Below are 12775 nucleotides of genomic sequence, written 5' to 3'. Positions count from 1 at the left end.
ACTATGGCAGATATGATGTGGGCAGGAAGATTTTCAAAGCAGGTGGACGCAGGCGTCAACGCTTTCAATTCTTCAATAGCCTTTGACGGACGTATGTACCGTCACGATATAAAGGGCAGTATCGCCCACGCTACCATGCTGGGAGACTGCGGCATTATCACTAAGGAGGACAGCCTCACTATCATTGAGGGGCTCAAGGGCATTCTCGCCGACATCGACAGCGGCAAGCTGGAGCTTGACCCCAACGCCGAGGATATCCATATGTTCGTTGAGGCAGAGCTTACAAAGCGCCTCGGCGACGTTGGAAAGAGACTCCACACCTCACGTTCAAGAAACGATCAGGTGGCAGTTGACCTGAGACTCTACCTCCGCGACGAGATAGACGAGATATACGCTATGGTGAAGGAGCTTGCTGTTACTCTGGTGAATATGGCTAAGGATCACACCGAGACCATAATGCCCGGATATACTCATTTACAGAGAGCACAGCCCATCACACTTGCACATCACCTTATGGCGTATGTGTGGATGCTCCTCCGCGATATGGAAAGACTTCAGGATACCGCAAAGAGAATGAACTACTGCCCCCTTGGCAGCGGCGCTCTTGCAGGTACTACATATAAGACCAACAGAAAGCAGACCTCTGAGCTTCTCGGCTTTACGGCTCCCATGCCCAACAGCCTTGACGGCGTTTCCGACAGGGACTACTGTGTGGAGCTGGGCTGCGCTCTGTCACTGCTCATGACACATCTCTCACGTTTTTCCGAGGAAATAATCCTCTGGTGTTCATGGGAGTTCAAGTTCGTGGAGCTTGACGACGCCTTTGCAACAGGCTCCTCCATCATGCCCCAGAAGAAGAACCCCGATGTTACGGAGCTTATCCGCGGAAAGACAGGCAGAGTGAACGGCGACCTCATGACCCTCCTCACCATGATGAAGGGACTTCCCCTTGCATACAACAAGGATATGCAGGAGGACAAGGAGGCTATATTCGACGCCGTTGACAACGTGAAGCTCTGCGTAAAGACATTCACTCCCATGCTGGCAACTATGCGCGTACTCAAGGACAACATGAGACACGCTGCCGCAAAGGGCTTCATAAACGCTACGGACTGCGCAGACTACCTGGTAAAGAAGGGTATGCCATTCCGTGACGCTTACAAGATAACAGGAACCCTCGTTGCACAGTGCATCGAGAAGGGGCTCACTCTCGAGACCCTTCCCCTTGAGGACTATCAGGCTATGACAGACCTCTTTACCGAGGACGTTTACGAGGCTATCAGCCTTGATACCTGCGTCCGTGAGCGCAAGTCGGAGGGTGGTCCCTCTCCTGACGCTGTAAAGGAGCAGATAGCTCTGGCGGAGAAGGCACTGGGTCTCTGATATGAAGAAAAAGGACATCACCTTTACTATCGGTCTCGCTATCCTCATGGGCGTTATATGGGGACTGGGCGAGCTGGTAATGGGACTCTGGGTGGCAGTGATACCCAGCGCCCACTTGTTCTGGTTCGGTCTCATAGTAATAATCACGCTGAGCATAAGCGTATGGCACTCAATGATAGAGGACAAGTCCGATACCAAGGACCCCAAGCGTGCAAAGTATGAGAGAAAGGTCGGCAAGCGCAGGAAGTGAACTTTTAGCCATTAGCCTTTAGCCCTTAGAAGACGGTTGAGCATATGAAAAGGATTCCAAAGGGGTCACTACCCCTTTGGTCAGGTCAAGGGCTGACAGCCCTTGCAGGGTTCGGGGCAGAGCCCCGGATACAACAGGCACTTCGCAGGTGAAGATGCCCACTATGAAAGACATGAAAACGGAGGAAAATACAATGTCAGTTAAAGTATATATAGACGGTCAGGAAGGTACCACAGGTCTCAAGATACAGGAGCGTTTCAAGGGAAGAAACGACGTTGAGATCATGAAGATCAGCGAGGAGCTGAGAAAGGACCCTGCCGAGCGTGCAAGACTTATAAACAGCGCAGACTATGTTTTCCTCTGTCTGCCTGATGCCGCTTCCATAGAGGCTGTGTCCTTCATTGACAAGGACAACGACCATGTCCGTATCATCGACGCCTCTACGGCTCACCGCACAAATCCCGACTGGGCTTACGGCTTCCCGGAGCTCTCTCCCGCACACAGGGCAAAGATAGAGAACTCCAACAGAGTAGCTGTTCCCGGCTGCTATGCAAGCGGCTTTGCTTCAATAGTATATCCGCTGGTAAACAACGGTATCATTCCTGCGGACTTTCCCGTATTCGCCTATGCCACATCGGGCTACAGCGGAGCAGGCAAGAAGGCTATCGCAGTATATGAGGGCGAGGATAAGCCCTATGAGTTCAACAGCCCCCGTCAGTACGCACTCTCTCAGCAGCACAAGCACCTGCCGGAGATGAAGGCTGTTTCGGGACTCACCTACACTCCCATGTTCAATCCCATGGTCTGCGACTATTACAGCGGCATGGTGGTAAGCGTTCCCCTCCAGACGAGAATGCTTGACAAAAAGGTCACCGCAGAGCAGGTCCATGAGATGTATAAAAAGCATTACTCAGGCGCAAACATGATAGAGGTCATGCCTCTTATGTCCGCAGAGGAGCAGAAGAGCTTCTTCCTTGCATCGAATACTCTCAGCGGACAGAACAAAATGCAGGTATTCGTTTTCGGCAATGACGAGCAGATACTCCTCTGCTCACGTCTCGACAACCTGGGAAAGGGCGCAAGCGGCGCAGCCGTTCAGTGCCTCAACATCATGATGGGTATCGACGAGACAACAGGTTTAATATGATGTGATTTCATATCGGGGGGAATAACAATGAGTAAAAAGCTTAGAGAGATCTATGAATACGATCTCATCGAGGACGACGGTATCGACTATACCGTTGACGAGTGGTTCAACACTATCATGGAAAAGACAAAGGATCAGCTCAATGTCTCTGACGTCAGCCGTATGCTCCGCCAGAAGATATGCTCGAAGGTGGCTATCAAGAGAGCTATCGAAATGCTCAGCGATGATCCCTTCATCGGTGAGATGTTCGAGGGACAGCTGATGTACAACCTCTTTATGGGCAAGGAGAAGTATCTCAGACTCTACTATCAGCAGGTACAGCCCGTTCTGGAGAACGCTGCCCTCATGGCAAAGTCCCACAACTGGGAAAGTGAGTCGGCAAAAGAGGAATATATGGATATAGTTGCGAAATTCGCAAAGAAGATCAAGGAGGAAACAGAGCATGAAGCTGGTTGATGTAAAGGGTATCACCTTTGTTGAGGGAGGAGTTTGCGCAGCCAAAGGCTTTAAAGCCAACGGTGTTCAGTGCGGTCTTGCCCACAAGCCCCTGAATGACATGGACGGGGCAAATGCAGCTGCAAACAACGCACTTCCCACAGCCAAGAAGAAAAACGACCTTGCACTCATAGTTGCAGACAAGATGTGCAGCGCTGCTGCTGTATATACAACAAACAAGGTAAAGGGCGCTCCCATACTCGTAACAAAGGAGCATATCAAGGACGGCAAGGCAAAGGCTGTTATCGTTAACTCGGTAAATGCCAATACCTGCAACCCCGACGGCGTTGAGAAGGCAACAAAGATGTGTCAGCTGGCTGCAAAGGCTCTGGGCATCGACGAGAACGACGTTATCGTGGCATCCACAGGCGTTATCGGTCAGGTGCTCCCCATCGAGCCCATCGCAAACGCTATGGACGACCTGGCAGGCGGTCTTACCTACGACGGCAACAAGAGAGCTCTTGAGGCTATCATGACCACCGATACCCGCGAGAAGGAGATAGCTGTTCAGTTCGAGCTGGGCGGAAAGACCTGCACCATGGGCGGTATGCTCAAGGGAAGCGGAATGATCCACCCCAATATGGCTACCACACTTACCTTCCTCACCACCGATGCCGACATTTCTCCCGAGATGATACAGCTGGCTCTCAGCGACATCATCAAGGTTACTCTCAACCGTGTAAGCGTTGACGGAGATACCTCCACAAACGATATGGTCTGCATCATGGCTTCCGGCGAGGCAGGCAACAAGCCTGTAACTGCCGAGGACGGCGAGTATGAGAAGTTCAGACACGCTCTCTACGCTATAATGATGAACCTTGCAAGAATGATGGCAAGGGACGGCGAGGGCGCTACAAAGCTCATCGAGTGCGCTGTAAGAGGTGCAGAGACCGACGAGATCGCAGAGACCGTGGCTAAATCGGTCGTCACCTCAAGCCTCATCAAGGCTATGATCTTCGGCGAGGACGCCAACGCAGGACGTATCTACTGCGCACTTGGCTATGCCGACGCCGATTTCGATATAAGCAAGGTCGACGTGGAAATGGCTTCTGAGGGCGGAGTTATCCCTCTCGGACGCAAGGGCTGCGTTATAGAGTTCTCCGAGGAGATAGCCAAGAGGATACTCAAGGAGGAGGAGATCAAGATCCTTATCTCTCTGGGCGACGGCAAGGGCAAAGCCATCACCTGGGGCTGTGACCTCACATATGATTACGTAAAGATAAACGGTGATTACAGAAGCTGAGTTACCACCTTTGGGATAAGTGGGGGATATGTATGGCGAACAGCATTGACGAAGTATATGAGAGGTTCCTTGACGATGACGAGCATATCCTCTGGAGCAAGGAGCCCGACAGGATAAGGCTGCATCTGGACGGCGGCTGTATTTCCGTGGTAATGATCATCGCATTCAGCGGCTACGGTATTTTTTCCCTTATCACAGCACACAATACAGCGGTCGACTGGGTAATGGGCGGACTGTTCGTTCTGATCGGTCTGATGTTCCTGCTGGTTAGTGTAAAGCGCACGGCTGCTTATTATGTGACGGATAAAAGAGTGCTCATACTGGGCAGTCTGAGCGTAAAGGAACTGAAATATTACGATATTGCTTATGTTAATGTGGAAAAGCAGAAAAAAGGCAGTCTCGGCAATGTGGTTATGCTGAAGTCAAAACTGGTGCGGAATGGTCATTCGCGCACAAGAAATAGCACCGTGTACACAGGGTATACGCTTTTTGATCTTGAGGACGCTGAAAGGGTAAAGGAGCTCATTCTCCAGCAGAAGGATATGCCCCGGGCATATGCAAAGGCGGAGGAGATAGAGCAATATCAGCGATAGTGATATTATGTCGGATATTAAACATGAGCACGAAAGCCGTGAGCTTGAAATGACCTTCCGCGGGCTGCTTTTTCCCGATGAGGAGCTCATCTGGTGCGCAAGCTCAAAAAAGGGCGCTACCTGTAAGGAACAGAAAAAACAGCGAGGACTGAGATAAGGTGGAGTGTGTATGGCAGCTAACATCGACATCATCGACACTGAGTATGAACAATACCTTGACGATGATGAAAGAGTTCTCTGGAGCAATACCAAGGGCAGCAAAAGACCTCATCTGAGGCTGGAATTACTGCTTCCCTTTGCTGTGGTCTTTCCTCTGCTGGGGATAGGCGCGCTGAATTTTGTGGAATTCAATATCAATGAAGGCATTATTATTGCCCTGACCATACTGGGCTCATGGCTTCTTGCGGCAGTTGTTTCTCTGGAACGTCCGCGCACGTATATACTCACCGATAAGAGGCTCCTTATATTCCATCGCTCCACATACAAGATCATAGATTTCGGTCTCATAACATACGTTTATGTCAGGAAGAAAAGAAGCGGGAAGGCTGATGTGATCCTGAGTATAAGAAAAGGCAGTACGCCTTCCATGGGATCCCAGACCATGTACGACGTTGATGACCCTGAAATAGTCAGGGATATATTGAAAGAGAAGACGGACGTTGTGGCAAAGACCCGAAAAAAGCAGGAAGAGATCGAACGCTGGCAGTGGTGGTGATACTATGGCGGTTATCAGATATGAGTATGAGAGCTGTGAGCTTTCGCAGGAATTCCGCAGGAAGAGAAAACGGACTTGGCGAGATCAACCTCCCGCCGAGTGATCGTATAGAAGAATTCAGACATTGGGGCAGGTGAGGAGATGTTCGGAAGAAAAAAAGACGAGGACTACGATGACTATAACGAGAAATACGCCGCGAAATATGACGATGATTATATAGCTCCCTCAAAGGAATACAGGAGCGAATGTGACCACAGTCATGAGCAGTCCTACAGCAATATCAACGATGTGAGCGAATGTGGACACAGTCACGAGCAGACCTACGAGGACGCGGACTCAGAGCAGAAGCCCTACGATGACCGCGTCAGCCTTGAGAGCAGCATGGAAAGGCTGCTGGCTCCCAACGAGCACCTGCTCTGGACAGGCGGCAGCATAAGGGCTGCATCAAGTAAAAATAACAACGGATCCGGTGTTTTTGCCGCAGGTATCGTCATGTTCTTCATAGGCGGATTGCTTGTGTGGTGGATCTCACTGCTTGGTATGGCAGTGCTTTGTCTGGGCGTATGCCTTATGGTAAGGAATTCCGCCAGCGCCTATGCGGTAACGGATATAAGAGTAATAGTCGTGAGAAACGGCAGAAATATGTCGGTGCCTCTTGCGTGGATAAACAGAGTGAACGGCGGAGATTCAAGCGCCAGCAGCTTCCTTGCGCTGTCTCTTGATTACCCTGTGAACACCTATCCCGGAAGCAAGGACAAGACCAGGTCACTTATGATGTACAGGATAAGCGACGCTCCCAGAGTAAAGCGCATAATAAATGACGCTGTTATGGGAGCCCGTATGAGAAGAGAGTAACGGAGAGGCGGTGCTGATATGTTCGGCAGAAAAAGCGAAGACCTTGACGAATACAATGAAAGAGCTTCGGCGGCTTACGATGACGAGTATATTGCTCCCAACGAGGAATACCGGGCTGACACTTTCAGTTCTGACTCTGTCTCTCATGAGAGAGAGAATAATGCACTGGGAGAGGAAACATCCGAATACCTGAGAGGTGCCTTCGCACCCTATCTCAGGGAAGGCGAGCGCCTGCTGTACACTTTCGGCAGAGACAGCAGAACGGATTCTGGGCTTAATAAACAAAGAAAGAGCATGAATAAAATTATTGGACTCAGTATTCTGGGCATGTTTATTGTTTGCTTCTTAACGTTTTTCATCGGCTTCTTCACTTCCGGGAAAGCTTCATATATATTTATATTCCTGCTGTTTCTGTTAATGCCCATTGCGGTTTTGGGCGGAGTGACAGCACTGATAGTGTGGGCGGTGAAGCTGAACAATAAAGCGGATTATGCTGTTACCGACAGAAGGATACTGATGCTTATGAGCAGTTATAATAACGAAATGCCGTACGACAACGTTACTTCTGTAACCTTTTCTGTCAAGCGTGACGGTACAGGCAAGGTCAGGATCGTTTCAAAAACCGGCAATCAAATAAGTATCCTTACGATACCCTGTGTAAAGGAGCCTGAGCGTTTAAGCAATATAATTGCCGAGGCTGTAAGAAATTACAGGTCCTCTATACATTAAAACATAAAGAAAAGGAAGTAAAGGAAAATGGAAAAGATCTCAAATAACGAAAAGTCACAGGTGCTTATCGATGCCCTGCCTTATATACAGAAGTACAATAACAAGATACTTGTTATCAAGTACGGCGGAAACGCCATGACCAACAAGGAGCTCAAGGACGCTGTTATGACGGATATAGTCCTCCTCTCACTGGTAGGTGTAAAGGTAGTCCTTGTACACGGCGGCGGTCCCGAGATAAGCGATATGCTGAAGAAGCTCAACATCGAGAGCAGATTTATCAACGGTCTCAGATACACCGATGACGCCACTGTTGACGTGGTAAAGATGGTGCTCTCGGGCAAGGTCAACAAGGAGCTGGTACAGCTTCTGGCTCAGCACAAGGGCAGCGCTGTCGGTCTCTGCGGCATTGACGGCGAGATGCTCATGGCTGAAAAGAAAAAGACCGACGACGGTCAGGACCTGGGCTGGGTAGGCGAGATAACAAAGGTGAACACCAAGCCTATCACCGACGCTCTTGCAAACGGAAATATCCCCGTTATCGCCACAGTCGCCACCGATGAGGAGGGCAATACATATAACATCAACGCCGATACAGCTGCTGCAAGAATTGCCGCTGAGCTGGGTGCCGAGAACCTTATCCTCATGACCGATATAGCAGGACTTCTCCGCGATAAGGATGACCCGTCCACACTTATCCCCGAGGTAAATGTCAGCGAGGTTCCCTTCCTGAAGAGACAGGGCATAATCTCAGGCGGCATGATACCCAAAATTGACTGCTGTGTTGAGGCTGTAAGACGCGGCGTCAGCAAGACCGTTATCATCGACGGAAGAGTTCCTCACTCTATCCTCATCGAGATACTTTCCAACGAGGGCATCGGTACACAGTTCGTGTGAGGATTGCTTCTCATAAAATAATTTACTTGTATACAAAAAATTTACTTATAATAAAACTTCAAACATTGATTTTGACTGCCTTTCAGCGTTATAATAATAGTGTGTCTGAAAAAGTCCGATAGGCAGTCTGCCATAAGGAGGACTTTAAATGAATACAATAGATAAGTTCAATTCGCACGTTATGCAGTCCTACGGACGCTATCCGCTGGTAATGGAAAAAGGAAGCGGCAGGCACTGTAAGGACGAAAACGGCAGGGAATACATCGACTTCGGAAGCGGCATCGGTACAAATTCCCTCGGCTACTGCGACGAAAAATGGGCTGACGCGGTATGCGCTCAGGTGCGTACCCTCCAGCACAGTTCAAACTACTACTATACGGCGGTTCAGGCGGATTTCGCCGACAGGCTCTGCAATATCTCGGGCTATAAGTCGGTATTCTTCTGTAACAGCGGTGCTGAGGCAAATGAGTGCGCTATCAAGGTGGCAAGGAAGTACAGCTTCGATAAATACGGCAAGGGCAGACATACTATAATAACCCTTGTGAATTCCTTCCACGGCAGGACTATCGCTACCCTTTCCGCTACAGGACAGGATGTGTTCCACAATTACTTCTTTCCGTTCGTAGAAGGCTTCGTGAATGTTACCGCAAATGACATCGATGACCTTGAGGCTAAGCTTGAGGATAAGTCGGTTTGTGCGGTAATGCTGGAGTACGTTCAGGGCGAGGGCGGCGTCAATAAGCTGGATCAGGCTTTTGTTGACGCGGTCTATGACCTCTGCGCTCCCAGGGACATACTGGTCATCGCCGATGAGGTGCAGACAGGTGTGGGACGTACAGGCAAATTCCTCGCAGGAGACCACTTCGGCAGAAAAGCCGACATAACCACACTTGCAAAGGGTATCGCAGGCGGCGTCCCCATGGGTGCCTGCCTTGTGAACGAGAAGTGCAGCGGAGTCCTGACAGCAGGTACTCACGGCTCTACCTTCGGCGGCAACCCCATTGCCTGTGCAGGCGGTCTGGCTGTCCTTGACAGGATCGAAAGCGAGGGCTTCCTGGATGAGGTCGGCAAAAAGGCTGAGTTCATCAGGAGCGAGCTTGAAAAGTGCAGCGAGGTGGCAGGTATCAGCGGTATAGGTCTCATGATAGGCATTACCCTGAAGTCCAAGGACGCCCACGATGTAGCCGCAAAGGCTCTGGAGAAGGGGCTGCTCATACTCACCGCAAAGGAGAAGGTAAGGCTTCTCCCGCCGCTGACGATTTCCTACGACGAGCTTAAGGACGGACTGAAAATTCTGATAGAGATACTGGAGGAATGATTATGGAGCTGCAGGTAACAGGCAAGGGCAACAAATACGTAGCCACTGACAGAAACGGCAAAGTCTTGTACAGTGTCAGAAAAAAAGGCTTCAGTTCGAGATATAATCTCATGGATGCAAGCAACTATTATAACCTTTATACTCTCGTTCAGACAGGTGATGACAAAAAGCCTGCATTTACCATAATACTTAACGATAACGTTTTCCTTTCCATGGAGTGCAAATCCCTTTTCCTCGACCCCACTATCGTGGCAAGAGGCAAGGAGTTCACATTCGAGCTCAGAAGCAAGGACAGAAAGGAATTTGAAATAGTAAAAAACGGGAACAGTGTCGGTCATATCCATACGCTTTCGGCTGTGAACGGTGAGTTCCAGTACGGCATAGAGATAGAAAATACTGCCTTTGATGATTATATCCCGCTTTTCGCCGTGGCTATAGACAGAGCCTTCGGCGAGATGAACAAGTAAACATACAGAATTTCTGAAAGGATAAATATTATGAAACACTTACTTAAAATGCTCGATCTCAGCACTGAGGAGATCATTGACATACTTAACCTTGCAGACCAGCTCAAGTATGAGCTCAAGCACGGTATCCCGCATCCCCACCTGAAGGGAAAGACTCTGGGAATGATCTTCCAGAAGGCTTCCACCCGTACCCGTGTTTCCTTCGAGACAGGTATGTACCAGCTGGGCGGATACCCGCTGTTCCTCTCCTCAAACGATCTCCAGATCGGACGCGGAGAGCCCGTTCAGGATACAGCACGAGTTCTCTCGCGCTACCTTGACGGTATCATGATCCGTACCTTTGAGCAGAAAGAGGTGGAGGACCTGGCTCAGTACGGCTCTATCCCGATAATCAACGGACTTACCGATTTCTGTCACCCCTGTCAGGTACTGGCTGACCTTATGACTATCCGCGAGTTCAAGGGAAGCTTTGACGGACTGAAGATGTGCTTCATCGGTGACGGAAACAATATGGCAAATTCTCTCATCGTAGGCTGCCTGAAGGTGGGCATGAGCGTTTCCATCGCCTGCCCCGACGACTATCAGCCCCCTGTTGAGATACTTGAGTTTGCTGCTAAGTACGGCGATAAGTTCGAGCTCACAGATTCTCCTATGGTGGCAGCGAAGGACGCTGACGTTCTCATCACTGACGTATGGGCTTCCATGGGTCAGGAGGGCGAAGCCGAGAAGCGCAGGAAGGCTTTCGCAGGCTACCAGATCAACGATGATCTCATGGCTCAGGCTCATGCAGACGCTATGGTACTTCACTGCCTCCCCGCTCACCGTGAGGAGGAGATCACAGAGAAGGTATTCGAGTCTCACGCAAACGAGATCTTCGAGGAAGCCGAGAACCGTCTCCACGCTCAGAAGGCTGTAATGGTAAAGCTCATGGCAGACTGAGCCGTCAAAGACGGACATTAGCAGGGAAGATCCTGCGCAAAGGGGTAAATTCAAGCGGACAGTTTACGGGCTGTCCGCTTTTTGCAAGTGATATGGGGGTATCATTTATGAAAACATTAAGAATAAAATACATACCGCCAATGATAGTGGCGATAACGGTGGTGCTGTCTTTCGGACTGTGTCTGCTGCCGATATGTCTTTCTTACAATGAAAAGACGGCGGACTATGCGTTGGTGGGCAGTTTAGTGGGAATGCCAGTCGGTGTAGTGCTGCTGGTGGGAGTGTGCTCGATAAAGACCCTGGTAAAGCTTGGGGACGACGGCGTTATCAGGTGTATATGGCTGTTTTACAGCTGGGAGATAGACCTTGCAAAGACGGAGAGCTTTTCCTGCTGCGTACAGCCTCACCGTGCAAGGGGAGGAACGGTGTATTCCCTTGATCTGGTGTTTATAAGCAATAAGGACGGCTATGAAGACGAGAGCAGTCTGAAGGTGAACGTCGGTGCGTCTGAGCTCAGAAAGCTGCTGAAGGGCGAAGCCGATGACATTGATATTATGAAGATATACAAGTACGCCGAGGCTCTGTACCCGGATAAGGCAAAGGGGCTGGACGTCGGCGAAGAAAGCATATTCTGATAAATGAGGTGAAATATGAGAGACATCATACTTGCCTGCGTGGGCGGCATTATCGCTCTTGCAGGGGGAGTTTATCTTGCGCGGCTTCTTTATTATAAGAAGTTTGGCGTGATAGCAAAGGCTGAGGTTGTTGACTCAAAGTCGGTCCTCAGATATCGGGGCATAGGACTTATAGGCAGGCTGATGCGCGTGGCAAAGCGCGTTTCCCACTACACTCATATCATGAAGTATGAACTTGACGGCAAGACCTATGAGGCTGAGGATAAGGCGGGCTATACCCAGCCTTTGAAAATAGGTTCGACACACCTTATACTCTGCGATCCAAAGAATCCGAAGAAGTTCAAGTTCGAGGCAGATGTCAGCAGACACATCACCATTGCGGCAGTTCTGGTGGTCATGGCGCTGATATTCATGGCAAGATTTCTGCTGCTGAAGTGATTACGGCATATGAAACAGCATATGGAGTAATAATAGATAAAAAGCTCACAATTCAACCGCTGCTTTTTTAGTTGACAAAACCTTCCTGCCGTGCTATAATAATTAAGTCGCCTCGGGGGGACGCAAACAGTAAGCCTGCTGGCGCAGCGTGGGAGCGTAACCGAGAAGAGGGAGACGAAAAAAATCACAGAAAAATTTTCAAAAAGGTATTGACAAAGAAAAGGAACTGTGATATAATAGTTAAGCTGTCTCGAAGAGAGATAGCGAAGACAGCATCTTGAAAATTGAACAATGCGAATAAAAAGTAACGACCCTTGAGATTCCTTTATGAAGATAAAGGGAAGTCAAGAAAAGACTTTAAAAAAACACGAAGAGTAATAACGCAAGCGTTATGAATTAGGATCGATATCTAAATCCTGAGGGATTTAAATATACAACTTTAATAAAGAGTTTGATCCTGGCTCAGGACGAACGCTGGCGGCACGCTTAACACATGCAAGTCGAACGGAGATAATTTGAGTTTACTTAGATTATCTTAGTGGCGGACGGGTGAGTAACACGTGAGCAACCTGCCTTTGAGAGAGGGATAGCTTCTGGAAACGGATGGTAATACCTCATAACGTATTGAGACCGCATGATCTTGATACCAAAGATTTATCACTCAAAGATGGGCT

16 protein-coding genes and 1 rRNA gene are annotated in these 12775 nt (G+C 49.4%); all 17 read left to right on the top strand.

Annotated features, from left to right (window positions below):
* Positions 1-3 precede the first annotated feature (3 nt).
* Positions 4-1383 (top strand): argininosuccinate lyase, encoded by a 1380-nt coding sequence (gene argH, locus T488_RS0105295; RefSeq protein ID WP_028519904.1) that lies wholly within the window; start codon positions 4-6, stop codon positions 1381-1383.
* A gap of 1 nt (position 1384) precedes the next feature.
* Entirely contained in the window at positions 1385-1633 is a 249-nt protein-coding gene (locus T488_RS0105290; RefSeq protein WP_028519903.1) for a hypothetical protein, read from the top strand.
* Between the two features lie 193 nt (positions 1634-1826).
* Positions 1827-2780 carry an N-acetyl-gamma-glutamyl-phosphate reductase gene (gene argC / locus T488_RS0105285; protein ID WP_028519902.1) on the top strand — a complete coding sequence of 318 codons (954 nt, stop codon included), beginning with the start codon at positions 1827-1829 and terminating at the stop codon, positions 2778-2780.
* A 27-nt stretch (positions 2781-2807) separates the two neighbouring features.
* A complete protein-coding gene (locus tag T488_RS0105280; RefSeq protein ID WP_028519901.1) occupies positions 2808-3236 on the top strand; it encodes a contact-dependent growth inhibition system immunity protein in 429 nt (142 codons plus the stop codon).
* A complete protein-coding gene (argJ, locus tag T488_RS0105275; RefSeq protein WP_028519900.1) occupies positions 3223-4518 on the top strand; it encodes a bifunctional glutamate N-acetyltransferase/amino-acid acetyltransferase ArgJ in 1296 nt (431 codons plus the stop codon). The genes T488_RS0105280 and argJ overlap by 14 nt, the downstream gene beginning before the upstream one ends.
* 32 nt (positions 4519-4550) lie before the next feature.
* Positions 4551-5111: a hypothetical protein gene (locus T488_RS0105270; protein ID WP_028519899.1), complete on the top strand. Its 561-nt coding sequence runs from the start codon at positions 4551-4553 to the stop codon at positions 5109-5111.
* A 7-nt stretch (positions 5112-5118) separates the two neighbouring features.
* Positions 5119-5268, top strand: a complete 150-nt coding sequence (locus tag T488_RS19540; RefSeq protein WP_155267165.1) for a hypothetical protein — start codon at positions 5119-5121, stop codon at positions 5266-5268.
* Positions 5269-5280: 12 nt separating this feature from the next.
* Complete coding sequence (locus T488_RS0105260; protein ID WP_028519898.1) at positions 5281-5826, top strand: hypothetical protein; 546 nt, start codon at positions 5281-5283, stop codon at positions 5824-5826.
* Positions 5827-5967: 141 nt separating this feature from the next.
* A complete protein-coding gene (locus tag T488_RS0105255) occupies positions 5968-6681 on the top strand; it encodes a hypothetical protein (protein ID WP_028519897.1) in 714 nt (237 codons plus the stop codon).
* Between the two features lie 18 nt (positions 6682-6699).
* Complete coding sequence (locus T488_RS0105250; RefSeq protein ID WP_028519896.1) at positions 6700-7410, top strand: PH domain-containing protein; 711 nt, start codon at positions 6700-6702, stop codon at positions 7408-7410.
* Between the two features lie 27 nt (positions 7411-7437).
* Positions 7438-8304 carry an acetylglutamate kinase gene (gene argB / locus T488_RS0105245; RefSeq protein ID WP_028519895.1) on the top strand — a complete coding sequence of 289 codons (867 nt, stop codon included), beginning with the start codon at positions 7438-7440 and terminating at the stop codon, positions 8302-8304.
* Between the two features lie 148 nt (positions 8305-8452).
* Positions 8453-9622 (top strand): aspartate aminotransferase family protein, encoded by a 1170-nt coding sequence (locus T488_RS0105240; RefSeq protein WP_028519894.1) that lies wholly within the window; start codon positions 8453-8455, stop codon positions 9620-9622.
* A gap of 2 nt (positions 9623-9624) precedes the next feature.
* Positions 9625-10089, top strand: coding sequence for a hypothetical protein (locus T488_RS0105235; protein WP_028519893.1), 465 nt, complete (start codon positions 9625-9627; stop codon positions 10087-10089).
* Positions 10090-10119: 30 nt separating this feature from the next.
* Positions 10120-11028, top strand: coding sequence for an ornithine carbamoyltransferase (gene argF / locus T488_RS0105230; RefSeq protein ID WP_028519892.1), 909 nt, complete (start codon positions 10120-10122; stop codon positions 11026-11028).
* A 107-nt stretch (positions 11029-11135) separates the two neighbouring features.
* A complete protein-coding gene (locus tag T488_RS0105225) occupies positions 11136-11663 on the top strand; it encodes a hypothetical protein (RefSeq protein ID WP_155267164.1) in 528 nt (175 codons plus the stop codon).
* A 15-nt stretch (positions 11664-11678) separates the two neighbouring features.
* Entirely contained in the window at positions 11679-12101 is a 423-nt protein-coding gene (locus tag T488_RS0105220; RefSeq protein ID WP_028519890.1) for a hypothetical protein, read from the top strand.
* Between the two features lie 439 nt (positions 12102-12540).
* Positions 12541-12775 (top strand): 16S ribosomal RNA (locus T488_RS0105215); the annotation flags it as partial.

This window comes from Ruminococcus flavefaciens ND2009, assembly GCF_000621785.1.
GTDB lineage: Bacteria > Bacillota > Clostridia > Oscillospirales > Ruminococcaceae > Ruminococcus > Ruminococcus flavefaciens_C.
The sequence above is the reverse complement of the archived record's forward strand: the minus strand, read 5'-3'. Positions and strand labels throughout refer to the sequence as shown.